This window comes from Rhodococcus sp. S3, assembly GCF_058211795.1.
In genome coordinates this window covers 1,406,760-1,431,523 of the sequence record NZ_CM177074.1, presented here as the reverse complement: position 1 = coordinate 1,431,523, position 24,764 = coordinate 1,406,760, and the positions used below count along the sequence as shown (strand labels likewise).

Sequence of the window (24,764 nt, the reverse complement as noted above, 5' to 3'; positions counted from 1 at the left end):
GCGCTAATGTCGGTTCGATGGCACACGACCCGATTCCGCGCTCGCCGGGATGGATTTCCCGGCTCGTCGCCGAATGCCTGAAGCACCGCAGAACAGCCGTCGGGGCGCTGGCCGTCACCGTCGTCGCCGCCCTGATCGACATCACCTTTCCGCTGCTGACGAAAGTCGCGGTCGACAGCGCGACCGGGCAGGGCGACGTGCCCGCCGACGACCTGCGTCTGATCGGTCTGGCCGCAGCGGCGATCGCAGGCGGTGCGGTGATCCGGTTCGGCTGCCAGTACGGGCGTCGCATGCTCGCCGGACGCCTGTCGCTCGACGTCCAGCACGACCTGCGGCTGCGTCTGCTCGGCTCGCTCCAACGTCTCGACGGCCACGGCCAGGACCGCATCCGCACGGGCCAGGTGGTCTCGCGGTCCATCACCGACCTGCAACTCGTGCAGGGCCTGCTCGCGATGGTGCCGATGTCGGCGGGTGCGCTGCTGCAGTTCGTGCTCGCGCTGGTGATCATGACGACACTCTCGCCGCTGCTGACGCTGGTCGCGGTGATCATCGTCCCGATCATCGCGGGCATCGTGCGGGTCGTACGCCCGAAGCTGTTCGCGGCGACCTGGTCGGCGCAGCAGCGCGCGGCCGACCTCGCCCAGCACGTCGAGGAGACCGTCACGGGCGTGCGGGTCGTGAAGGGATTCGGGCAGGAGTCGCACGCGGTCGACCAGCTCGAGGGACACGGTCGCAGGCTGTACGCCGAGCGTCTGCGCGCCGCCCGGATCAACGCGTGGTTCTCGGCGCCGATGGGTGCGATCCCGCAGTTCGGGCTCGTCGCCACCATCGCGCTCGGCGGCTGGCTCGCCCTCGAGGGCGGGATCACCGTGGGCACCTTCGTGGCGTTCACCGCCTATGTGGCGACGATGACGGCGACGACCCGCACCCTTTCGCAGGTCGTGATCATGGCGCAGCTGTCCCGCGCCGCCGTCGAGCGGGTGTACGAGGTGATCGACACCGAACCCGACGTCGCCGATCCCCCGCATCCCGTCGAGCTGCCCGACGGTTCGCTCGGGGTGCACCTGAAGGACGTGACCTTCGGCTTCGACGACGACCGGGACGTGCTGCGCGGCCTCGACCTGGAGATCGCGCCCGGCGAGACCGTCGCGATCGTCGGCCCGGCAGGTTCGGGCAAGACCGTGCTGTCGCTGCTGCTCCCCCGCTTCTACGCGCCGCACCGTGGATCGGTGTGCCTGACGGCGGACGGCCGCGACCTCGATGTCGCCACGCTCCGCGCGGACGATCTGCGCGGGGCGGTCGGCCTCGTCTTCGACGAGCCGTTCCTGTTCTCCGACACGGTCGCGTCCAACATCGCTCTCGGCCGGCCCGACGCATCGGACGACGAGATCCGCGCCGCGGCCGCGGCGGCACGTGCCGACGACTTCATCGAGGCCCTCCCCGAGGGATACGACACCGTCGTCGGCGAACGCGGCCTGACGCTGTCCGGCGGGCAGCGGCAGCGGGTCGCGCTGGCGCGGGCGCTGCTCGTCGATCCGCGGGTGCTGATCCTCGACGACGCGACCTCTGCGGTCGACGCCGAGACGGAGGCCGCGATCTACGGCGCGCTACGGGCCGGCCGGCGCCGCACGACTCTCGTGCTCGCCCATCGGCGGTCGACGCTCGCACTCGCCGACCGGGTCGCCGTGCTCGACGAGGGACGCATCGTCGACATCGGGACGGTCGAGGAACTCGACGAGCGCAGTCGCGTCTTCCGGCGTCTGCTCTCGACCGACGACGAGGCCGCACCGGCACCGGAACGCCCGGTTCCGGCCGGCGTGTTGTGGCCCGAGGAACCGGACGACGACGAGCCGTCCGGGACCGTCCGGAACCCACCGGCCGTCGGTGGAGGTCGCGGCGGACCGGCGGGCGGTGGCGGCCGTGGAGGGCCGGTGTCCGGTGCGCTCGGTGCGGTCGCCCCGACCCCGGAACTGCGCGCGGCCGTCGACGCGCTTCCCCCGGCCACCGAGACCCCCGGCCGCGATCCGGCGCTGCAGTCCGAGGCTCTGCGCCTGCCCGACCCGCAGTTCCGGCTGTGGACGACCCTGCGCCCGGTGCGCGCACTGCTGGCGGTCGTCGTGCTGTGCCTGGCGGTGGAGTCGCTGACGAGCATCGCGTTCCCGTCGCTGGTGCGGTACGCCGTCGACCGCGGGGTGACGCCGGGCGATCCGTCCCGGCTGTGGCAGGCGACCGCCGCGGGTGTGGTGCTCGCGCTGCTCGGCTGGTTCGTGGTCGCGATCCTCACCGTGCTCACCGCCCGGGCGGGCGAACGGGTGCTGTTCGGGCTGCGCGTGCGCTCGTACGCGCACCTGCAACGACTCGGGCTCGACTACTACGAACGCGAGCTGTCGGGCCGGATCATGACGCGGATGACGACCGATGTGGACGCGCTGTCGCAGTTCATCCAGACCGGCCTGTCCACCGCGGTCGTGGCAGTGCTCACGCTCACCGGTATCTCGATCGCGTTGATCGCGACCGATCTGTCGCTGGCCCTGGTGGTGCTGGCGGTGCTGCCCGTGCTGGTCGGCGCGACCCTGTGGTTCCGGAAGGTCTCCGGCACGGCGTACGCGCAGTCCCGCGAACGCATCTCCCTGGTGAACGCGGATTTCCAGGAGAACGTCACGGGTCTGCGCGCCGCTCAGGCCTACCGCCGGGAGGAGACCGCCGCACGCAGGTTCGCCGAGCGCGCGGAGGCCTATCGGCGCAGTCGCCTGAGGTCGCAGCGGGCGATCTCGCTGTACTTCCCGTTCATCACCTTCCTGTCCGATCTGGCGCTCGCGGCGGTCGTCTTCGTCGGCGCCCGTGAGGTGGCCTCGGGTGCGGTCGGGCCGGGTGTGCTGATCGCGTTCGTGCTGTATCTGAACCTGTTGTTCGCGCCGATCCAGCAGCTCTCCCAGGTCTTCGACGGGTACCAGCAGGCGCGGGTCGGTCTGCGCCGGATCGGCGACCTGCTCCGGACCGAGAGTTCGCTCGAGTCGGCCGAGGAGGGCACGGTCGCCATCACCGGGCACCTCCGCGGCGACGTCGATCTGCGGCAGGTGGGTTTCCGGTACAGCGAGGCCGATCGCGAGGCGCTGAGCGATGTGGACCTGTCGATCCCGGCCGGGTCGACGGTCGCCCTGGTGGGGCGCACCGGCGCCGGGAAGTCGACGGTCGTCAAACTGCTCGCCCGGTTCTACGACCCGACGTCCGGTTCGGTGCGGGTGGACGACACCGATCTGCGCCGCTACCGCCTGCGCGACTACCGGGGCCGGCTCGGTGTGGTGCCGCAGGAGGCGCACCTGTTCACGGGCACGGTGGCGACCAACATCGCCTACGGCCGGCCCGACGCGACGCGCGAGGAGATCGAATCGGCCGCGCGTGCCGTGGGGGCGCTCGACATGCTCGCGGGACTATCCGGCGGCATGAACCATCCGGTGGGTGAGCGCGGTCAGGGTCTGTCGGCCGGGCAGCGTCAGCTCATCGCGCTCGCGCGCGCCGAACTGGTGGATCCCGATCTGCTGTTGCTCGACGAGGCCACCGCGACCCTCGATCCCGCCACCGAGAAAGCGGTGCTCGAGGCGGGTGCGCGGGTGGCCCGCTCGCGCACGGCCGTGGTGGTGGCGCACCGTCTCGCGACCGCCGCGCGCGCCGATCTGGTGGTGGTCGTCGACGACGGCCGTATCGTCGAGTGCGGGCCCCACGACGAGCTCCGCCGAGCGGGAGGTCTGTACACCACTTTGTGGCAACTCGCTACCGGTGGTCTCGTTCCTGAGGAGCCCGAGGTCCTGCTCACTTCGACGACGGAAGGATCGAACATGAGATCGTCCTCACGTTTGTAACGGGGTGCGCGCTGCGCCGATGCACCTTAGAGGGAATAATCGGCTCTCGAGAACCGTCATCGATGGAGACCCCATCGCACCAGATTGTGAGGTAGCCCACCGACATGCGCGGTCAGTTCGGATCGTCACATGCCACGGGCTAGCCTCATATTCACAGGCGCTCCGATCGGGTACCGAAGAAAGAAACGAGGCGAACAACTGCCGTGAGCAGCAGCTCTACATCACAGTTCGGACAGAACCAGTGGTTGGTTGACGAGATGTACCAGCGCTTCCAGGACGACCCTTCGTCCGTGGATGCGAGTTGGCACGAATTCCTCACCGACTATTCGCCGGAAGCCGCGGTGGCCGGAGGCACCAACGGCTCCGACACCGCCACGACCGAGAAGCCCGCGCCGAGCACAGCATCTGCGCCGAGTTCCTCCGCTTCGGCCCCCACCAAGCCTGCACCGAAGGCCGAGACCGCGTCGGCCAAGCCCGCACCGCAGGCCGAGGCCGCACCGGCCGAGCCTGCGCCGAAGGCGGAGACCAAGCCTGCGGCGCAGCCGAAGGCCAAGGCCGCGCCTGCGAAGCCGGCTCCCAAGCCCGCCGCGGCCCCGTCGGGCCAGGCCACCGAGGAGAAGAAGGTTCTGCGCGGCGCCGCTGCTGCCGTTGCGAAGAACATGAACGCCTCGCTGTCGATCCCGACGGCCACCAGTGTTCGCGCGGTGCCTGCGAAGTTGATGTTCGACAACCGCATCGTCATCAACAACCACCTCGCCCGCACCCGGGGCGGCAAGGTCTCGTTCACCCACATCCTCGGTTACGCGATCGTCCAGGCGGTCAAGGCGTTCCCGAACATGAACAACCACTTCGCCGAGGTCGACGGCAAGCCGAACCTCGTCGTGCCCGCGCACACGAACCTCGGTCTCGCGATCGACCTTCCGGGCAAGAACGGTCAGCGTTCGCTGGTCGTGGCGGCCATCAAGAACTGCGAGACGATGAACTTCGCGCAGTTCTACTCGGCCTACGAGGACATCGTGCGCCGCGCCCGCGACGGCAAGCTCACCGGCGACGACTTCTCGGGTGTCACGATCTCGCTGACCAACCCGGGCGGCATCGGCACCGTGCACTCGGTTCCGCGTCTGATGCAGGGTCAGGGCGCGATCATCGGCGCCGGCGCGATGGAGTACCCGGCCGAGTTCCAGGGTGCGTCCGACGCGCGGATCGCCGAGATGGGCATCGGCAAGCTGCTGACGCTCACCTCCACCTACGACCACCGCGTGATCCAGGGCGCGGAGTCGGGTGAGTTCCTGAAGAAGATCCACGAGCTGCTCATCAGCGACGACTTCTACGACGGCATCTTCCACACCCTGCACATCCCCTACGAGCCGGTCCGCTGGCGCAAGGACGTGCCGGAAGGCCTCGTCGACAAGCACACCCGCGTGCTCGAGCTCATCGCCGCCTACCGCAGCCGCGGCCACCTCATGGCCGACACCGATCCGCTGCAGTTCGTGCGCGACAAGTTCCGGTCGCATCCCGACCTCGACGTCACGACCCACGACCTGACGCTGTGGGATCTCGATCGCGAGTTCAACGTCGGCGGCTTCCACGGCAACCAGAAGATGAAGCTGCGCGACGTGCTGTCGGTGCTGCGCGACGCGTACTGCCGCCACGTCGGTGTCGAGTACACCCACATCCTCGAGCCCGAGCAGCAGCAGTGGCTGCAGGAGCGGGTCGAGGCGCACCACGTCAAGCCGACGGTCGCCCAGCAGAAGTACATCCTGAGCCGCCTCAACGCCGCAGAGGCGTTCGAGACGTTCCTGCAGACCAAGTACGTCGGTCAGAAGCGCTTCTCGCTCGAAGGCGCCGAGTCCGTCATCCCGATGATGGACGCGATCATCGACCAGGCCGCCGAGCACACGCTCGACGAGGTCGCCATCGCGATGCCGCACCGCGGACGCCTGAACGTGCTCGCGAACATCGTCGGCAAGCCGTACTCGCAGATCTTCTCGGAGTTCGAGGGCAACCTGAACCCGGCCGCTGCGCACGGTTCCGGCGACGTGAAGTACCACCTCGGCGCCGAGGGCACCTACATCCAGATGTTCGGCGACAACGACATCAAGGTCTCGCTCACCGCGAACCCCTCGCACCTCGAGGCGGTCAACCCGGTGCTCGAGGGCCTCGTCCGCGCCAAGCAGGACATCCTCGACAAGGGTGAGGACGGCTTCACCGTCCTGCCGCTGCTGCTGCACGGCGACGCCGCGTTCGCCGGTCAGGGCGTCGTCGCGGAGACCCTGAACCTCGCGCTGCTGCGCGGCTACCGCACCGGCGGCACCGTGCACATCGTCGTCAACAACCAGGTCGGCTTCACCACCGCACCGGAGCACTCGCGTTCGTCCGAGTACTGCACCGACGTGGCGAAGATGATCGGCGCGCCGATCTTCCACGTCAACGGCGACGACCCCGAGGCCTGCGTGTGGGTCGCGAAGCTCGCCGTGGACTTCCGCGAGAAGTTCCACAAGGACGTTGTCATCGACATGATCTGCTACCGCCGCCGCGGTCACAACGAGGGCGACGACCCGTCGATGACCCAGCCGGCGATGTACGACGTGATCGACACCAAGCGCAGCGTCCGCAAGAGCTACACCGAGGCCCTGATCGGCCGCGGCGACATCTCGCTCAAGGAAGCGGAAGACGCCCTGCGCGACTACCAGGGACAGCTCGAACGGGTCTTCAACGAGGTCCGCGAACTCGAGAAGTACCCGCCGGAGCCGTCGGAGTCGGTCGAGCTCGACCAGACCCCGCCGAAGCGTCTCGACACCTCCGTCGACCGCTCGGTGCTCGAGCGGATCGGCAATGCCTTCGCCGAGGCGCCCGAGGGCTTCACCGTGCACCCGCGCGTCAAGCCGGTGCTCGAGAAGCGTCGCGAGATGTCGCGCAACGGCAAGATCGACTGGGCGTTCGCCGAGCTGCTGGCGTTCGGTTCGCTGGCCGAGCAGGGTGCCCTGGTGCGCCTGGCCGGTCAGGACTCGCGCCGCGGCACGTTCACGCAGCGCCACTCGGTCATCATCGACCGCAAGACCGGCGACGAGTACAGCCCGCTCGCCATGCTGGCCAACCAGGCCGGCAACGGCGGCCGCTTCATGGTCTACGACTCGGCGCTGACCGAGTTCGCGGGCCTGGGCTTCGAGTACGGCTACTCGGTGGGCAACCCCGACGCGCTCGTGCTGTGGGAGGCGCAGTTCGGCGACTTCGTCAACGGCGCACAGTCCATCATCGACGAGTTCATCTCGTCCGGTGAGGCCAAGTGGGGCCAGCTCTCCGACGTCGTGCTGCTGCTGCCGCACGGCCACGAGGGCCAGGGGCCCGACCACACCTCGGGCCGTATCGAGCGCTGGCTGCAGCTGTGCGCCGAGGGCTCGATGACGGTCGCGGTTCCGTCGACCCCGGCGAGCTACTTCCACCTGCTGCGTCGCCATCACCTCGACGGCATCCGCCGCCCGCTGGTGGTGTTCACACCGAAGTCGATGCTGCGCAACAAGGCCGCGGTCAGCAACGTCGAGGACTTCACGCAGGGCAAGTTCCGTTCGCTGCTCGAAGAGGTCCCCTACGAGGAGGGCACGGCCGACCGGTCGAAGGCCACCCGCGTGCTGCTCACCTCCGGCAAGATCTACTGGGAACTGCTGGCGAAGAAGCAGAAGGAAGGTCGTGACGACGTCGCGATCGTGCGCATCGAGCAGCTGTACCCGGTGCCGCGCCGCCGCATCGCCGAGACGCTCGAGCAGTACCCGAACGCCACCGAGTTCTTCTGGGTCCAGGAGGAGCCGGCTAACCAGGGTGCCTGGCCGTTCCTCGGCCTCGCGCTGCCGGAACTGCTGCCCGAGAAGCTCAGCGGCATCAAGCGCGTGTCGCGTCGTGCGATGTCGGCACCGTCGTCCGGATCGAGCAAGGTCCACGCTGTCGAGCAGCAGGAGATCATCGAGAAGGCCTTCGGTCGCTAGAAGCTCCGTTTCGGATCCTTCGGGTCCTTGACGGTTCTCATGTGAGCCGGGTCGGTTCGTCCCCGCGAGGGGCGATCGACCCGGCTCACGCCTTGTGCGGTGTGTTTCGGGCCGGCTCACGCCTTTCCGGTGTGTTTCGGACCGGGCACGACGGGCACCCTTCGGAGGACCCCCGATCGCGTCCTGCGAGGAGCTACCGATGGCGAATCCGACCGTGGCCGACTACCTGTTGCACCGCCTGCGCGCGTGGGGGGTGGACCACGTCTTCGGATATCCCGGGGACGGCATCAACGGGATCCTCGCCGCCTGGACGCGCACCGGCAACGATCCGGTCTTCGTGCAGTCCCGGCACGAGGAGATGAGCGCCTTCGAGGCGGTCGGCTACGCGAAGTTCACGGGCCGGCCCGGGGTGTGCACGGCGACCTCCGGCCCGGGCGCGATCCATCTGCTCAACGGTCTGTACGACGCGAAACTCGACCACGTTCCGGTGGTGGCGATCGTGGGTCAGACCGACCGCTCCGCGATGGGCGGCTCGTACCAGCAGGAAGTGGACCTGCACACGCTGTACAAGGACGTGGCGTCGGCGTTCGTGGAGACCGTGACGGTGCCCGAGCAGTTGCCGAACGTCCTCGATCGGGCGATGCGCACCGCCATCGCCTACCGCACGCCCACGGCCGTGATCATCCACGGCGACGTGCAGGAACTCGAGTACTCCCCGCCCGGCCACGAGTTCAAGATGGTGCCGTCGAGCGTCGGTTTCGACCGTCCCCGCATCGCGCCGGACGACGACGCGATCCGGCGGGCCGCGGAGATCCTCAACGCCGGGAACAAGGTCGCGATGCTCGTCGGCAGCGGCGCCCGGGGTGCCCGTGCTCAACTCGAACAGGTCGCGGATCTGCTCGGCGCCGGGGTGGCGAAGGCCCTGCTGGGCAAGGATGTGCTGTCGGACGAGTTGCCGTGGGTCACCGGATCGATCGGGTTGCTGGGCACACGGCCCACCCACGAGATGATGACCGGCTGCGACACCCTGCTCATCGTCGGTTCGTCCCTCCCCTACAGCCAGTTCCTGCCCGAATACGATCAGGCCCGCTGCGTGCAGATCGACATCGACCCGAACATGATCGGGATGCGCTATCCGAACGAGGTCAACCTCGTCGCGGATGCCGCCGCCGCACTCGACGCGCTCGTCCCGCTGCTGCAGCGCAAGGAGGACCGGTCGTGGCGCGAGGGCATCGAACAGAACGTGCAGCGCTGGTGGCAGACCATGGGACAGCAGGCCGAGGTCGAGACGGAGTTCGTCAACCCGCTGCGGATGTTCGCCGAGGCCTCACCGCGACTGCCGGACGATGCGATCGTCACGGCGGACTCCGGTTCGGCCGCCAATTGGTATGCGCGCCAACTGCGGTTCCGCGGCGACATGCGCGGTTCGCTGTCGGGAACCCTCGCGACGATGGGTCCGGCCGTGCCGTACGGGATCGGCGCGAAGTTCGCACATCCGGGCCGTCCGGTGGTCGCGTTCGCCGGCGACGGGGCGATGCAGATGAACGGCATGGCCGAGCTGATCACCATCCAGCGGTACTGGCAGCAGTGGACCGACCCGCGGCTCGTCGTCGCGATCATCCACAACAACGATCTGAACCAGGTCACCTGGGAGATGCGTGCGATGGGCGGGGCACCGAAATTCGCGGAGTCCCAGTCGCTTCCGGACGTCGACTACGCCGCCTTCGCGCGCAGCCTCGGACTGGGCGGTGAGACCGTGAAGTCTTCCGACGAGATGGGCTCGGCCTGGGATCGCGCGCTGGCCGCGGATCGTCCGACGGTGCTGGACGTGTACACCGATCCGGACATGCCGCCGATCCCGCCGCACGCGACGTGGGAGCAGTTCACCGACGTCGCCAAGGCCGTGCTCGCCGGTGACGAGAACCGTTGGGGCTTCGTGAAACAGGGCGTCAAGACGAAGCTGCAGGAGTACCTTCCCGGAAACGATCGCTGAGATCCCCTCCGGCCGGAGCTGCGTCGCCGGCCGGAGAGTGGAGCGAATGTGCCGCCAGCGTAACGCCGGACAGCGCCGCGATGGCCAGTTCGACGAACTCGTCGCGCGTGAGTTCGGGATCGCGTAGCCATGCGACGGTCGTGTCCTCGACGAAGGCCACCCAGCCGCGCACGGCGAGCCGCACGGCCGGTGTCGGCTCGATCCCGATGGCGGGCAGGTGCGCGACGGTCCGGTCGACGAGCGCCGTGCGGGTGTCCTCGAAGGCCGCCCACATGTCGGGGTCGCCGCTGGTCGCGCCGCGCAGGATCGAGACGTACATGTCGCGGCGCCGGGTGACGTAGTCGACGTATGCCACGAGCGTGCCGCGCAGCATCTCGATCGGTTCGAGTCCCTCGTCCGGTGCGGTGTACTCGACGAGATCCCGGCCGACGCATCGCACGAGTTCGACGTGGTAGTCGTGCTTCGAGGCGAAGTAGTGGAACAGCAGCCCCTTCGAGACACCGGCCCGTTCGGCGACCTCGTCGACGGAGATCTGCTCGAGGGGCCGGTCGGCGAGCAGCTCGAGGCCCTGCTCGATCAGCTGGGCTCGGCGTTGGGCGGGACCGAGGCGGGTCCGGCGGGGTCCGGGACTGTCTTCTGCCACGTCCACCATGCAAACACCGTTATTGAATTATGGTCAACAAGTGTTGACCAGGTCACTGGAACGCTCTAGCCTCAAGTACATGAGTCTTCCGGTAACAGATACCGTCGCCGACGCGGAGATCCGTCAGGTCGACACGCTGATCATCGGCAGCGGGTTCGCCGGGCTCGGCGCGGCCATCCGACTGTCGCAGGCGGGCAAGGACTTCCTCGTGCTCGAACGCGCCTCCGAGGTGGGCGGCACCTGGCGCGACAACACCTACCCCGGCGCGGCGTGCGACGTGCCGTCGAACCTGTACTCCTACTCCTTCGCCCTCAACCCCGGCTGGACGCGCTCCTTCTCGCCGCAGCCGGAGATCCAGGCGTACATCCGCTCGGTCGCCGACCGGTACGACGTGCGGCGACGCACCGTCTTCGGATGCGACGTGCAGACGGCCCGCTGGAACACCGCGACGCACCGCTGGGACGTGGCCACCACGCGCGGGAAGTACAGCGCCAAGGTCGTGATCTCCGCGGTCGGTGCCCTGTGCGAGCCGTCGCTGCCCGACATCGAGGGCATCTCCGGGTTCGAGGGCGAGATCTTCCACTCGGCACGGTGGAACCACGACGCAGACCTCACCGGCAAGCGCGTCGCGGTCATCGGCACCGGCGCCTCCGCCATCCAGATCGTGCCGGCCATCGCGGGCACCGTCGGCCGGCTCGACGTGTACCAGCGCACGGCACCGTGGATCCTCCCCCGCTTCGACCGGGAGTACACCGCTCCCGAGCGGTTCGCCTTCCGCTACATTCCCGGCTTCCAGCGTCTCTCGCGCGCCCTGCAGTACACCGCTCGCGAGACGCAGGTGCTGGGCCTGGCCAAGGCGCAAGCCTTCATGAAGCCGCTCGAACTCGCCGCGCGCATCCAGGTCCGCCGCCAGATCCGCGACAAGGAACTGCGCCGGAAGGTCACGCCGAACTACGGCATCGGCTGCAAGCGCATGCTGATCTCGAACAACTACTACCCCGCCCTCGACCGGCCGAACGTCGACCTCGTCACCGACGGCATCGCCCGCGTCACCCCGCGCGGCATCGTCACGAAGGACGGCACCGAACGTGAGGTCGACGCGATCGTCGTCGCGACCGGCTTCCACGTCACCGACTCCCCGACCTTCGCCGGCATCTTCGGCAAGGACGGACGCTCGCTGGCCGAGGTCTTCGACGAGACCGGCATGCAGGGGTACAAGGGCAGCTCGGTCGCCGGCTTCCCCAACCTGTTCTTCCTCGTCGGCCCGAACACCGGACTCGGCCACACCTCGATGGTGTACATGATCGAGTCGCAGCTCGACTACGTCGTCGACGCGATCCGCACGATCGACCGCAACCGCATCGGCACGGTCGAGGTCCGCGCGGACGTGCAGGACGAGTACAACCGCGACCTGCAGCGCGCGCTGCGGTCGAGCGTGTGGAACAACGGTGGGTGCGCGAGCTGGTATCTCGACAAGCACGGCAACAACACCACGCTGTGGCCGGGATTCACCTTCGAATTCCGCCGTATCACCCGCAGATTCGACCTCGAGGCGTACCGTAGCGTCGCCGAGTCGGATCTCCCCGTCGCCACCGACCGTCCCGCGCAGGAGCGCACGTCCCGAGAGGCAGCAGTTCGATGAGTGATTTCGCAGGCCGGGTCGTCGTCGTCACGGGCGCGGGTTCCGGGATCGGACGTGCCCTCGTCCTCGCGCTCGCGGCCCACGGTGCCCGCCTGGCGATCTCGGACGTCGACACCACAGGGCTCGAGGAGACCGCGCGTCGCGCACGGGAACTCGGCGCCGAGGTGAAGGCCGACCATCTCGACGTCACCCAGCGCGAGAAGGTCCTCGAATACGCCGAGCAGGTCGCCGCCCACTTCGGTGCGGTCCACCAGGTGTACAACAACGCGGGCATCGCCTATCACGGCGACCTCGAGCGCACCGAGTTCAAGGACATCGAACGCGTGATGGACGTCGACTTCTGGGGAGTCGTCAACGGCACCAAGGCTTTCCTGCCGTATCTCATCGCGTCGGGCGACGGTCACCTGATCAACGTCTCGAGCCTGTTCGGCCTGCTGAGCATCCCGGGCCAGGCAGCGTACAACTCGGCGAAGTTCGCCGTGCGCGGCTTCACCGAGGCGGTGCGGCAGGAGATGCTCGTCGCGCGACATCCCGTACAGGTCACGTGCGTGCATCCAGGGGGCATCAAGACCGCGATCGCGCGCAACGCCGCCGTCCCGGACGGCGACGACCAGGCGACCTTCGCGGAGTTCTTCGACCGCAAGCTCGCACGCACCACCCCCGAGGACGCGGCGAAGACCATCCTCACCGGTGTGCGGAAGAACAAGGCCCGCGTGCTCATCGGCGCCGACGCGAAGCTGCTCGACGCCTTCGTCCGCGTCGCCGGACCGGCCTATCAGCGTGTCGTCGCGACCGTGACCTCCCGGGTCGTGCCGAAGGGATAGGCTGCGGCATGCCTCCGACACCCCAGATGTCACCGCGGGTGGCGCGTACCGCCCTGCGTCCTCTCTTCCGTGCGCTGCTGTCGCCGCGCTGGTCGTTCGCCACGCAGCGCCGGTTGCTCGATCTCGCGGCGCCGTTGCAGTTCCTCCCGAAGGACACCGTGGTGCGCCCGATCCGTCTGGCGGGACGCCCCGCCGAGCGGATCACCGTGGGCGCCACCGAGCGGACCACAGCGATCCTGTATCTGCACGGCGGCGCGTACACCGGCGGGTCGCTCGCCACGCACCGCTCGCTCGCGGCGTATCTCGCGGCCGCGTCCGGGTCGGCCGTGTACGTCCTCGACTACCGGCTCGCTCCCGAGCATCCCTATCCGGCGGCGCTGAACGACGCCGAAGCGGTTTATCTCGAACTCGTCAGCGAGCACGGCTTCGAGGTGCCGGGCACCGCGATCGCCGGCGACTCGGCCGGTGGTGGTCTCGCTGCGGCCACCACGCACCGGCTCATCGATCGCCACGGGATCACCCCGCCCGCGCTCGGTCTGCTGTCGCCGTGGACCGATCCCGGTGTCCGCGACCTGCCCGAGGTGAACGACGTCGTGATCAACACCGGCTGGCTGTACGCCTCGGCCGAGGCATATCTCGACGGCGGCGATCCCACCGATCCCGGTTACGCGCCCATGCACGCCGATCCCGCGGGTCTGCCGCCGACGCTCATCCAGGTGGGCACCGCGGAGATGTTCTACCCGCAGGTGCGGCAGTACGCCGAGAAGCTCCGGGCGGCGGGCGTCGACGTCACCCTCGTCGAGCAACCCGAACTGTGGCACGTCGCGCCGTTGCAGGCGTCGCTCGTTCCCGAGGCCGCCGCGGCGATCTCCGATTTCGGCGTCTTCCTCCGCGACCGGATGGGCACCCGCGCCGGCTGAGTACCAGCGGGGTGCCGTTCACGCTCCGGCGTGTTCGTCGATCCACTCGCGGGCCACGGTCTCGGGATCGTCTCCCTCGTCGACCCGCGCACGCAGTTCGGTGAGATCGCTCGAGGTGAGCTCACCGGCGATGGTCCGCAGCGCGTCGAGTTGCGCCTCGTCGAGTGCGCCCTTGCGGAAGACCGGGACGACGTTCTGGGCCGGCAGGACCGGTGCGGGGGCGTCGTCGGCCTCCGGATCGTCCTGCGGGTTGCGGTCGGGGGCGTCGGGCACGGTGCTCACGGGCGAGTCCGCGTCGATCTCCGCGAGGGCGGGTGACGTCGTGGTGGTTCCGACGACCGTGTCGGCTTCCGATGCGACGGCAGCGGACTGCGCATCCTCGATCCGCCGCACCTCGCGCGGGCGGCAGTCGGCGCGTTCGAGTGCGGTGAGTCCACCGGCGGATTCGAAGTCCTCGGTCACCGCGAACGTCAGGTCGGCGCAACGGTCGGCGAGGTCGGCCACGCGGCTCACCGACCATTGTGTGAGCCGTTCGCGGTCGGCGAGCAGCACCGCGCGGTCCTGCGCCGAGGCGTAGTCGGAGATCGTCAGTTCGTCGGGCAGTGCCCGCGCCAGCGCCTCGAAGACGTCCTCGGCGTCGGTCGCGTCGGCACCGGGGTCGTAGGACGCGAGCAGCCGTCCCGTGTAGCCGGGGATCAGCGTGAGGTCGGCGGCGTCGAGCGCTGCGGGCGGGTCGGCCACGTCGGAGCGGACCTGCACGTCGATCCCGCTGCCGCGCAGTGCTCCCGCGTACAGCTGCGCGAGCAGTTCCTCGTCGGGCCGCTCCCCCGCTCCGACGATCACCGTCGTCGACGGTGCCGCCTCGTCGAGGACGGGTGACGCGCATCCCTGGAGCACAATCACCGCCGCGCATGCGGTGAGCCCCGTCGCCGCGACCGGCCGGATCCGTCTCGCTTCGTTCGCCACGGCGGTCATTGTCGCCCACCGGTGTGCCACGGTCCGCACGTGCCCGGGGCGTCCGGCCCGCCGGGACGCCGAACGCCCCGGTCCGGAACCCTTGTGCGGTTCGGATCGGGGCGTTCGGTGCGACCTCGCCGGGAGCGAATCCCTAGTCGGTGACACCCTCGGCCTTCGCCGCGGCCGCGACGGCCTCGGCGACGGCGGGCGCCACGCGCGGATCGAGCGGGCTCGGGACGATCTTGTCCACGGCCAGTTCGTCACCGACGACCGAGAGGATGGCCTCGGCGGCGGCGAGCTTCATGCCCTCGGTGATGCGGCGGGCACCTGCGTCGAGCGCGCCCTTGAACACACCGGGGAAGGCCAGCACGTTGTTGATCTGGTTCGGGAAGTCGCTGCGACCCGTCGCCACGATCGCGGCGTGCTTGTGGGCGATGTCGGGGTGGATCTCCGGATCCGGGTTCGACATCGCGAAGATGATGGAGTCGTCGGCCATCGTCGCGACGATCTCCTCGGGCACGGTGCCCGACGACACGCCGAGGTAGACGTCGGCGCCGTCGAGCGCCTCGGCGATACCGCCCTTGCGGCCCTCGGGGTTGGTGCGGGAGGCCAGATCGGCCTTGATCTCACCGAGATCGGTGCGGTCGGCGGAGATGATGCCCTTCGAATCGAGCACCACCACGTCGCGCGCACCGGCGGCGAGCAGGATGTTCGTGCACGCCACGCCGGCAGCACCGGCGCCGGAGATCACGATGCGCAGGTCGGCGATGTCGCGACCCTGCACCTTGAGCGCACCCTTGAGGGCGGCCAGGGCGACGATCGCGGTGCCGTGCTGGTCGTCGTGCATGACCGGGCAGTCGAGCGCCTCGATGACGCGCTTCTCGATCTCGAAGCAGCGCGGAGCCGAGATGTCCTCGAGATTGACGGCGCCGAAGGACGGACGCAGCCGGATGAGGGTCTCGACGATCTCGTCGGGATCGGTGGTGTCGAGCACCAACGGGATGGAGTTCAGGCCCGCGAATCTCTTGAACAGCGCGGACTTGCCTTCCATCACCGGAAGCGAGGCGCGTGCGCCGATGTTGCCGAGACCGAGGACCGCGGTGCCGTCGGAGACGACGACGACCAGGCGGTTGGTCCAGGTGTATCGGTCGACGAGGGTCTCGTCGGCGGCGATGGCCCGGCAGACCTGGGCGACACCGGGGGTGTACGCGATGGACAGGTCGCGCTGGTTCTCGAGCGGCGCGGTCAGCTCGACCGACAGCTTGCCGTCGACGTGACTCGAGAAGATCTCCTCGTCCGTCAACTCGAGCTTCTGAGGGGTAGGTGCATCAGACACAATTGACACGATGACACTCCTGCGTGTGCCGAGTCGACCTCTGGACTCGGTTGCTGCGAAAACACCGCATTTCAATGCATTTCACACACGTGCATGCATCGAGTTGCAGTGCTTCGCCAAGGACATTGGGTTGAAGCTTCCGGGCGCGATCACGACTGCCGCTGTACAACGCTGTACGGCTTCCGGAACGTGATGGAGCCGGGGCGGGTGGCCCTGGCATCGAGCCCTGGGTGATCTAGCCCTGGGTGGGTCTGCCATCCTTCGTCCGATTCCGGGGTATTCCGGCTTTCGGATTGCCGCAAGTTTGCCACCTTCGCAGACGAACAATCAAATCGGCATCGATTGCGAAGGTCTCACGGTTTTGTCGCCTCACCTGTGAGTTTACGTGCCGTGAACACCGCGCCGCGGGCGCATCGGCATGAATTTCCGCAGTTACACGAGGGCTACCGGCGGGTAGCCGAGATGGCACTCGGGGCCGTCATCCCCACCACTGGGTGATCATCAGAATCGATGCAGTGAAGATCACCACAAGGCTCGACAGGAGTGCTGCGCCACCCGACCGCCGATCCGCGGTCACCTGGGCGATCACGGCCACCAGCGCGGCGACGAGGTGCGCGGCGACCGAGGTGGTCCCCGGACCGGGGAAACCGCGGTCGCCGGCGAGGTACTGGGCGCCGCACACCACGAGCGTCAGGACCAGCACCGCTCCGCACACCACGCCCGAGAGAGCGCGGAGGGCGCGGACCGGCAGACTCGCCCGGCGCGGTGCGGATTCGTACGGATCGGCGTAGTACCCGTCGTCCGGGTAATACGGCTCGGTGTAGTACTCACTGTCGTAGTAGTTTTCGTCGTCCGGCGACCCGTACTCCTCGTCCGGATACCGCGCGCCCCGTCGCCTCATCCCTCGAGCACCTCCACGCCGGTCGCGCGGTCGAGAAGCGCCTCGTACGCCGACGGAGCAGTGGTGAAGCTGCCGAGCCTCACGGTCTTGTTGTCGCCGTGATAGTCGGACGATCCCGTGACGACCACGCCGAGCGACCGCGCGAGGTCGCGCATCGTCCGTACGTCCTGCTCGTTGTGATCGGGATGGTCGGCCTCGACACCACCGAGCCCGAGTTCGGCGAGTTCCTCGATGTGGTCGAGGGCGAGGAGCCGCCCACGCGCACGTGCCCGGGCGTGCGCGACCACCGGTACACCACCCGCGGCCGTCACCATCTTCACCGCGTCGGCGAGCGGGGTATCGGCCTTCGGTACGTAGTAACGGCCGCGCGGCGACAGCAGCTCGGTGAAGGCGTCGGCCACCGTGGGCACCACGCCGGCGGCGACGAGCGCCCGCGCCAGATGGGGCCGGCCCGCGGCGGGGCCCGCCTCGGCGAGCACCGCGTCGATGTCGATCGGCAGACCGTCGTCCGCCATCCGTACACCCATCGCCCGGATCCGCGACACCCGTTCGCCACGGAGCCGCTCGAGTTCGGCGACGAAGACCGCGTCGTGCGGGTCGAAGAGATAGGCCAGCAGGTGCACGGCGACCGGGGCGCCGTCCTCCCCGCGTCCAGTGCAGGACATCTCCATTCCCCGGACGAGACGCAGGCCCGTCGGCAGGGCCGCCGCGGCCTCGTCCCATCCCGCGGTCGTGTCGTGGTCGGTCAGGGCCACGACGTCGAGACCCGCCCGGGCAGCGGCACGGACCAGTTCCGCGGGACGGTCGGTGCCGTCCGATGCGGACGAGTGGGTGTGGAGATCGATACGCACGCCACCAGTCTGTCAGGTCGGCGGGCTAGCATGACTGGAGCTGCCCCGCCCGGTCCCTGTCGACGGGCGACCGCCGCGTCGCGGGCCTGCGACCGGGCCGCGTCCCAGCGGCATGCCGTGAGGAAGGACAACATGCCGCACCAGCCTTCTCGTGCCACCCGTCGCGGCCCCACTACTCCCTCGGTCCCCACCGAGCACGCGGTGGTCGACTGCGCGGTCTACGTCGACGGGCACCGCCTGCCCGGCCGCTACAGCCACACCGAGGCAGTGGCAGAGGTACGTCGGCGCGGTAGGGGATTCGTGTGGCTCGGGCTGCACCACCCCGACGAGGAGCAGATGACGAACGTCTCGCACACCTTCGGACTCCACGAGCTGATGGTCGAGGACGCCGTCCACGCCCACCAGCGGCCGAAGCTCGAGCGCTACGACGACGTGCTGTTCCTGGTGCTGCGCACCGTCAGCTACATCGAGCACGAGTCGGTGACGACCACCAAGGACATCGTCGAGACCGGCGAGATCATGTTGTTCACCGGCCCCGACTTCATCGTGAGCGTGCGGCACGGCGACCACTCCGAGCTCTCGCACGTGCGCAAGCGCCTCGAACGCGACCCCGATCGTCTGTCCCGCGGTCCGGCGGCCGTGCTCCACGCGATCGCCGACCACGTGGTCGACTCCTATCTCGCCGTCACCACGGCCGTGCAGCCCGACGTCGACGACATCGAGGAGCTCGTGTTCACCCCCGACACGCGGATCGCGGTCGACCAGATCTACATGCTCAAGCGCGAGATCGTGCAGTTGCGCCGCGCCGTCGTGCCGCTCGCCGAACCGCTGCAGCAACTCATCCGGGCACCGGGCAACCCGATACCGAAGGATGTCCGGCGGTACTTCCGCGACGTCGCCGACCACCACACCACGGTGTCCGACCGCATCGCCGCCTTCGACGAGACGCTCGGCACGCTGCTCGACGCGGCGATCGCGAAGGTCACCGTGCAGCAGAACACCGACATGCGCAAGATCTCCGCGTGGGTCGCGATCGCCGCCGTGCCGACGATGATCGCCGGGATCTACGGCATGAATTTCGATCGCATGCCCGAACTGCAGTGGGAGTACGGCTATTACGTCGTGCTCGCCGCGATCGTCGCGATCACCGTGGGACTGTTCGTCACCTTCAGGCGCAACAACTGGCTGTGACGACCGAACTCGACCGAGCCCCGACACGCGCTGCGCAGGCGGCGCGATCGCCGCGGCGCCACGTGCTCGCCGTCGCCCTCGCACTGATCCTGCTGCAGACGATCCTCCGGACGGTGGTGGCCGCGACCGGCGAGTTCTACTGGGACGACCTGATCCTCGTCGGGCGGGCGGGGTCGTATCCGCTGCTGTCCGATCTCTTCCTGCGGTACGACCACGACGGTCACCTGATGCCCGCGGCCTTCCTCGTGGCGGGGATCGCCACGGCGATCGCGCCGTTGGAATGGTGGCCGGCGGCGGCCTCGCTCGTGATCGGTCAGCTGCTCGCGTCGCTGGCGGTGTTGCGGGTGCTCTGGTTGCTGCTCGGCCCGCGACGCGCGCTGTGGGGGCCGCTGCTGTTCTATCTCCTCACACCGCTCACGCTTCCGGCGTTCGCGTGGTGGGCGGCGGCGCTCAACGCGCTGCCGCTGCAGGCGGCACTGGCCTGGGTGACGGGAGATGCGCTGCAGTACAGCAGGACCGGTCGACGGCGTCATCTCGTGAGCGCCCTCGTCGTCACCGCTGTGGCGCTGGTGTTCTTCGAGAAGTCGGTCCTCGTTCCGTTCGTCGCGTTCGCGACAGTCGCGCTCGCGCACCACGTCGACGGACTCGCCCGGCCGATCCGCAGCACGTGGGCACGGGCCCTCCCGTTGTGGCTCGGCTCGGCAGCCGTGCTGGTCGTGTGGGCGGTCGGTTACGCGACGATCGTCGAATCCCGGTTCGGGATCCCGCCGTGGTCGATGGTGGCCGGGCTGACCCATCACGGCATCTCCTACGGGCTGTTGCCGTCGCTGCTCGGTGGTCCGTGGGAGTGGGAACGGTGGAATCCGAGTCCGCCCTGGGCCGATCCCCCGCTCGGGCTCGTCGTCGTCGCGTGGCTCGCCGTCGCGGGTGCGGCCGTGTGGACGGTGCGCCGGCGGCGACGGACCGGGCCGGTGTGGCTCGCAACGATCGCCTACGTACTCGCCTCCCTCACCGCGATGATCAGCACCCGCTTCGGCCCGGAGACCACTTACGAACTCGCGCGCACGCTGCGCTACTTCGCCGACTCCGCAGTGGTCGTCGCGATCGCCGCGGCGCTGATCCTGCGCGCCCCGCGACGGGGCACGACGACCCGTCCGCGTGCCGTGCGTGCGACCGCCTGGATCTGCGCGGCCGTGTTCACCGTCGGCTCGCTGTGGTCGACCGTGACGTTCGCGCGCAGCTGGTCGGACAATCCGACGGGCGACTATCTCGCGGCGGCGAAGGCAGCGCTCACGGCCCGGCCCGACCAACCCGTGCTCGATCATCCGGTGTCGGTGTGGATCCTGCTGCCCGTGACCTACCCGCACAACCTGGTGGGGTCCGTCTTCTCCGCGCTGCCCGGCAGGTCCGACATCCGCGACCACGCGACCGACCTGTGGGTCCTCGACGATCTCGGCCATCGCACCCCCGCCGACCTGCTGCCGCTGCGCTTCGTCCCGCCCGGCCCCGAACCCGACTGCGGTCATCGCGTCACCACCGGCGCCGTCACGGCCGTGCCGCTCGACTCCCCTGCGGGCGACTGGGAGTGGACCGTGCAGGTGAACTATCGGGCCTCCGCCGACGGCACGATCGACCTCGGTTTCCCCGGCCACGCATCCGTCACGGTTCCCGTCACCGAAGGACTCGGGACGGTGTACGTCCGCGTCTCCGGGGACGGCTCGGCGTTGCAGGCGCGCTCGTCCACTCCCGGCACCACCGTGTGCCTCGGTGCCGGATCGCTCGGGGTCGTCGTGCCGCAGGGATGACGACGGGCCGGGAGCGCCTCAATCGGCGTCGACGAACCGCACGTCGTGTGTGCCGGTCTCCGGCGCCGCGAAGTTCAGCAACCGCAGGCCCTCGGCTTCGAGCGCCGACCGCGCGGACGCCGTGACCGTCCGCCACAGCGTCATCTCCACGGCGGCAGCCTTCCGGTCGGTCGTCACGCGGGCGCTACCGGCGACCGTGCCTCCGACGAGCAGCAGGGGCGCGATGATCCCGTTCTCCGCCATGATGCGCTTGCGGTGCTCGTCCGAGACGAACCGGATGCGGTCGGCGTGCGAGAGGAGCACGTTGTCGAACGGCGCGAGGATCCGTACGGGTGCAGAGGTCGACGGGTCGGGTCGCGGCGCGTCGGGCAGATCGAACAGTTCCGTTCCGCGTTCGTCCCGGAAGACCACGAGTTGCGGGCGGAGCCGGTCGACGATCTCGGCGAGCCGGGTCAGACCGCACCAGGTCTGCACGTCCCTGACGCTCGCGGGACCGAAGGCCGCCAGGTACCGCAGGATCAGCCGATCGGGCCCGGGAAGCGCGGGCGATGGACCGACATACTCGTCGAGGTGCGCCAATCGTGGCTGTCCCGATCGTCCCCACAGTCCTCGCGGCGGCACCTGCACGAGCGGGAGCAGGCACCGCACCGCGTGTGCCAGCGCGGCCGGATCCTGCTCGGGGAACCGTTCGGCGAGCAACGGCCGCAGCTCGGCCTGACTCATCGGGGTGCCCGCCAACAGCTCCCGGGCGACCGACACGAGCGCCGACCTGTCGAGCCCCTCGAGGCCGAGGCGGTGGGCCTTGTTCGCGTCGACGCCCCGGTCGAGCACCGGCTGCACCCACGGTCGCAACGCGTGCGCGTCGGCACCGGAGACCGCGAACACGGTGCCGCGCATCAACGCGATGCGGACGACCGCCCGCGACTCCATCAGCTCCGACAATGCGTCGGGCCGGAAGTTCCGTATGCGGGTCCACAGCGCGAAATACGGGGCGAGAGGTGCCTGCGCCTGCAACCCGAGCAGGTGCTCGATCATCGACAGGGCATCCGTGCTGCTCCGCCGCAGCAGGTGCTGGCGGGCCAGCGTGGCGCGTCCGAGCGCGCGGTCGGTGAGAACCGGGACGGTCACAGACGTGCTTGCGCCCGGCGCGGGTCGCTCAGGTCGATGCCCGCTTCCTCCCACGCCTCGCGCAGCGCCTCGGTTCCCTTCAGCCGCTTCCAGGCCGCCTCGGTACCGGTGATCGGGCGGGCCTCGAAGAAGTGAACCGGGTCGGACGGCTCGGGCAACTCCAGCGACGGCACGTCGGCCGCCTCGAGCAACACCGCGGTGAACGGGGCACCCGGCCACAGCGGCTCCCCGAGATCGAGCAGGGCGTCGTCGGTGAGGACCACGCCCTCCACGGCGGGCAGCGCCGCGAGCACCGCAAGGGTGCGGTGGACGCCGGCGGTGACGCCCTCGTCGTCGCGCAGGCTGAGGACCAGTTCGGCACGCGGCCCGCGCGTCGGATCGGCCACCATGTCGGTCGGGTCGCCCATCGGGTGCCGGGAACATCCCAAGGTCGCGTACCGTAGGAGTTCGGCGCCGCGGAATCGGAGCACCTCGATCGGTTCGAGACCGAGGAAGGTCACCGACGCCGATTCCGGTTCCGGATCACCCGGCGCGGTCAGATGCTCGGTGAGGTGGCTGCGAACTGCGGTGAGAACTGCGTCGGTCACCCCTGCAATGTAGTCCCCGCCCCGCACATGCGGTTCCCACCCGGACCTCCGCACTGCCCGGTACCGTCGAAGCGTGGCTCGCGACACCGGTTTTCCGGTCTCCGATGCCGGCGACGATTTCGCCCGGCAACGCCGGCGCGCCGAGTACGCCCGGCTGATCGCATGGCTGCGCCGCGAACCGGCCGACGTCAACACGGTGCTGCCCTTCGACGACGTCGTCGCCGCCCTCGGGCGTATCGGCGAGCGACGCCTCGGGTTGCAGATCATCGAGGTCGCCTCGATCGTCGGCAGCGTCGACCGCGCCGACGACTTCGACCGGCGTTTCCGCCCCACCTCGGCGCGTCTGCGCGCACGCTGGGAACGCATCGCGGCCGCGCGGCGCCGCGGCGAGGCCATACCGCCGATCTCCGTGTACCGGGTGGGGCCGATGCACTTCGTGCAGGACGGGCACCACCGCGTGTCGATCGCCTACGCGCAGGGCGATCACACGATCGACGCCTACGTCACCGAGATCACCACGAAGGTGCCCGCGGAGGGCATCAGGGCCCGTCCCGATCTCGTGCGCAAGGACCACTTCCGGATGTTCCTCGGCCGCGTCCCCCTGCACGGCGCCGAGCAGGACGCGATCCGCGTGTCCGACCCGTGGGGGTACGCCGAACTGGCCGAGGCCGTCGAGGCGTGGGGTTTCCGGCTCATGCAGGATCTCGGCGAGTACCTCACCCGCGAGGAGGTCGCGCGTCGCTGGTACGAGGAGGAGTTCGTCCCCGTCGTCGCGATGGCCCGCGAAGCGGGAATGCTGCGCTCACGCACCGACGCCGAGGTGTATCTGTGGATCGCGAGCGAGCGGTACCGACTCGTGCGGCGGCACGTGTGGAGCGAGGAGATCGTCGACGAACTCCGCAGTCGCGCACCCCGCTGACGACTTCGGTGGATCCGGCCCCGCCTTCCGGGGTCGGATCCACCGAAGTCGGTTTGTCAGAGGGTGACGTTCGCGCCGGTCTCCTGATCGAACAGCGCGATCTTCGCCGGGTCGAACCACAACTGCACGGTCCCGCCCTTGGTGGCCTGCGATTCCACCGACAACCGCGCGACCAGCGATTCGGCCGACATGTCGGCGCCGGCGTCGGCGGCGAGTTCGTCGAGGTCCTTCGAGTGCACGCCCGGACCCTCGGTCGAGAAGTACGCGAACTTGTCGGAGCCCATCGACTCGAGCACGTCGACCTCGGCGGAGAAGGTCACGCCCGCCTCCCGCTGGGCCGGGTCGAGCAGGTCGGCGTCCTCGAAGTGTTCCGGACGGATACCGACGACCACCTCGCGCGACGGATTGTTGCGGCGCACGGTCTCCCACCGCTCGTCGGGCAACCGGAACTCACCGAACGAGGTGCGGATCGAACCGTTCTCGATCTGTCCCGGAACGAAGTTCATCGACGGCGACCCGATGAATCCGGCGACGAACAGGTTCTGCGGATGGTCGTACAGTTCCTGCGGCGCCCCGACCTGCTGCACGAGCCCGCCGCGCATCACGACGACGCGGTCGCCGAGCGTCATGGCCTCGGTCTGGTCGTGCGTGACGTACACCGTCGTGGTCCCGAGACGCTTCTGCAGTCGCGCGATCTCGGTGCGCATCTGCACGCGCAGCTTGGCGTCGAGGTTCGACAGCGGCTCGTCCATGAGGAACGCCTTGGGGCTGCGCACGATCGCCCGCCCCATGGCCACGCGCTGCCGCTGACCACCCGACAGGTTGGCGGGCTTGCGGTCGAGATGCTGTGTGAGATCGAGGATCCGGGCCGCTTCGTCGACCTTGCGGCCGATCTCGTCCTTGGACACCTTCGCGAGGGTGAGCGGGAACGCGATGTTGTCGCGCACCGACATGTGCGGATACAGCGCGTAGGACTGGAAGACCATCGCGATGTCGCGGTCCTTCGGCGCCCGCTCGTTGACCCGCTCCCCCGCGATGCGCAGTTCGCCGTCGGAGATGTCCTCGAGACCGGCGATCATGTTGAGCGTCGTGGACTTTCCACACCCGGACGGGCCGACGAGGATGATGAACTCGCCGTCGGCGATCTCGAGATCCACGTCGCTGACGGCCTTCGCTCCGTCCGGATATTCCTTCGTCACCTTGTCGAGCACGATCTCGGCCACGGTA

17 protein-coding genes are annotated in these 24,764 nt (G+C 69.1%); 9 read left to right on the top strand and 8 right to left on the bottom strand.

Annotated elements, in window-relative coordinates; all coding sequences use genetic code 11:
• Positions 1 to 17 precede the first annotated feature (17 nt).
• From AC0LPE_RS06745 to AC0LPE_RS06735, 3 genes are all read left to right on the top strand, one after another.
• Positions 18 to 3,860, top strand: coding sequence for an ABC transporter ATP-binding protein (locus AC0LPE_RS06745; protein WP_490605854.1), 3,843 nt, complete (start codon positions 18 to 20; stop codon positions 3,858 to 3,860).
• Between the two features lie 203 nt (positions 3,861 to 4,063).
• Positions 4,064 to 7,840 carry a multifunctional oxoglutarate decarboxylase/oxoglutarate dehydrogenase thiamine pyrophosphate-binding subunit/dihydrolipoyllysine-residue succinyltransferase subunit gene (locus AC0LPE_RS06740; protein ID WP_160874802.1) on the top strand — a complete coding sequence of 1,259 codons (3,777 nt, stop codon included), beginning with the start codon at positions 4,064 to 4,066 and terminating at the stop codon, positions 7,838 to 7,840.
• Between the two features lie 199 nt (positions 7,841 to 8,039).
• Positions 8,040 to 9,833 carry a thiamine pyrophosphate-requiring protein gene (locus AC0LPE_RS06735; RefSeq protein ID WP_490605853.1) on the top strand — a complete coding sequence of 598 codons (1,794 nt, stop codon included), beginning with the start codon at positions 8,040 to 8,042 and terminating at the stop codon, positions 9,831 to 9,833.
• On the opposite strand, the gene AC0LPE_RS06730 is transcribed toward AC0LPE_RS06735, so the two are convergent.
• A complete protein-coding gene (locus tag AC0LPE_RS06730) occupies positions 9,790 to 10,485 on the bottom strand; it encodes a TetR/AcrR family transcriptional regulator (protein ID WP_490605852.1) in 696 nt (231 codons plus the stop codon). The genes AC0LPE_RS06735 and AC0LPE_RS06730 overlap by 44 nt on opposite strands.
• A gap of 70 nt (positions 10,486 to 10,555) precedes the next feature.
• Here AC0LPE_RS06730 and AC0LPE_RS06725 point away from each other — a divergent pair, with 70 nt between their 5' ends.
• The 3 genes from AC0LPE_RS06725 to AC0LPE_RS06715 are packed head-to-tail and all read left to right on the top strand — an operon-like array spanning position 10,556 to position 13,862.
• Positions 10,556 to 12,118: a flavin-containing monooxygenase gene (locus tag AC0LPE_RS06725; protein WP_490605851.1), complete on the top strand. Its 1,563-nt coding sequence runs from the start codon at positions 10,556 to 10,558 to the stop codon at positions 12,116 to 12,118.
• Entirely contained in the window at positions 12,115 to 12,942 is an 828-nt protein-coding gene (locus tag AC0LPE_RS06720; RefSeq protein WP_016692009.1) for an SDR family NAD(P)-dependent oxidoreductase, read from the top strand. Before AC0LPE_RS06725 ends, AC0LPE_RS06720 begins: the two co-directional genes overlap by 4 nt.
• 8 nt (positions 12,943 to 12,950) lie before the next feature.
• Positions 12,951 to 13,862, top strand: coding sequence for an alpha/beta hydrolase (locus AC0LPE_RS06715; RefSeq protein ID WP_490605850.1), 912 nt, complete (start codon positions 12,951 to 12,953; stop codon positions 13,860 to 13,862).
• An 18-nt stretch (positions 13,863 to 13,880) separates the two neighbouring features.
• Here the strand turns inward: AC0LPE_RS06715 and AC0LPE_RS06710 are convergent, their stop codons facing one another.
• From AC0LPE_RS06710 to AC0LPE_RS06695, 4 genes are all read right to left on the bottom strand, one after another.
• Positions 13,881 to 14,837, bottom strand: a complete 957-nt coding sequence (locus tag AC0LPE_RS06710) for a glycine betaine ABC transporter substrate-binding protein (RefSeq protein ID WP_088896702.1) — start codon at positions 14,835 to 14,837, stop codon at positions 13,881 to 13,883.
• Positions 14,838 to 14,970: 133 nt separating this feature from the next.
• Positions 14,971 to 16,164 (bottom strand): NAD(P)-dependent malic enzyme, encoded by a 1,194-nt coding sequence (locus tag AC0LPE_RS06705; protein WP_490605849.1) that lies wholly within the window; start codon positions 16,162 to 16,164, stop codon positions 14,971 to 14,973.
• A gap of 469 nt (positions 16,165 to 16,633) precedes the next feature.
• Positions 16,634 to 17,056 carry a hypothetical protein gene (locus AC0LPE_RS06700; protein WP_490605848.1) on the bottom strand — a complete coding sequence of 141 codons (423 nt, stop codon included), beginning with the start codon at positions 17,054 to 17,056 and terminating at the stop codon, positions 16,634 to 16,636.
• Positions 17,053 to 17,907 (bottom strand): PHP domain-containing protein, encoded by an 855-nt coding sequence (locus tag AC0LPE_RS06695; protein WP_490605847.1) that lies wholly within the window; start codon positions 17,905 to 17,907, stop codon positions 17,053 to 17,055. The genes AC0LPE_RS06700 and AC0LPE_RS06695 overlap by 4 nt, the downstream gene beginning before the upstream one ends.
• A 132-nt stretch (positions 17,908 to 18,039) precedes the next feature.
• Between AC0LPE_RS06695 and AC0LPE_RS06690 the strand changes: the two genes are divergently transcribed.
• Together AC0LPE_RS06690 and AC0LPE_RS06685 are read left to right on the top strand one after the other, a co-directional pair.
• Positions 18,040 to 19,098 carry a magnesium and cobalt transport protein CorA gene (locus AC0LPE_RS06690; protein WP_490605846.1) on the top strand — a complete coding sequence of 353 codons (1,059 nt, stop codon included), beginning with the start codon at positions 18,040 to 18,042 and terminating at the stop codon, positions 19,096 to 19,098.
• Positions 19,095 to 20,903, top strand: a complete 1,809-nt coding sequence (locus tag AC0LPE_RS06685) for a hypothetical protein (protein ID WP_490605845.1) — start codon at positions 19,095 to 19,097, stop codon at positions 20,901 to 20,903. The genes AC0LPE_RS06690 and AC0LPE_RS06685 overlap by 4 nt, the downstream gene beginning before the upstream one ends.
• Before the next feature lie 18 nt (positions 20,904 to 20,921).
• On the opposite strand, the gene AC0LPE_RS06680 is transcribed toward AC0LPE_RS06685, so the two are convergent.
• Both AC0LPE_RS06680 and AC0LPE_RS06675 read right to left on the bottom strand, forming a co-directional pair.
• The gene (locus AC0LPE_RS06680) at positions 20,922 to 22,031 is read right to left on the bottom strand and encodes a winged helix DNA-binding domain-containing protein (RefSeq protein ID WP_490605844.1); all 1,110 of its coding nucleotides are present in this window, start codon (positions 22,029 to 22,031) and stop codon (positions 20,922 to 20,924) included.
• Complete coding sequence (locus tag AC0LPE_RS06675) at positions 22,028 to 22,618, bottom strand: suppressor of fused domain protein (RefSeq protein WP_490605843.1); 591 nt, start codon at positions 22,616 to 22,618, stop codon at positions 22,028 to 22,030. The genes AC0LPE_RS06680 and AC0LPE_RS06675 overlap by 4 nt, the downstream gene beginning before the upstream one ends.
• A 73-nt stretch (positions 22,619 to 22,691) precedes the next feature.
• Here AC0LPE_RS06675 and AC0LPE_RS06670 point away from each other — a divergent pair, with 73 nt between their 5' ends.
• Entirely contained in the window at positions 22,692 to 23,537 is an 846-nt protein-coding gene (locus tag AC0LPE_RS06670) for a chromosome partitioning protein ParB (protein ID WP_490605842.1), read from the top strand.
• Positions 23,538 to 23,593: 56 nt separating this feature from the next.
• Here the strand turns inward: AC0LPE_RS06670 and AC0LPE_RS06665 are convergent, their stop codons facing one another.
• Positions 23,594 to 24,760 (bottom strand): ABC transporter ATP-binding protein, encoded by a 1,167-nt coding sequence (locus AC0LPE_RS06665; RefSeq protein WP_016692020.1) that lies wholly within the window; start codon positions 24,758 to 24,760, stop codon positions 23,594 to 23,596.
• Positions 24,761 to 24,764: the final 4 nt, after the last annotated feature.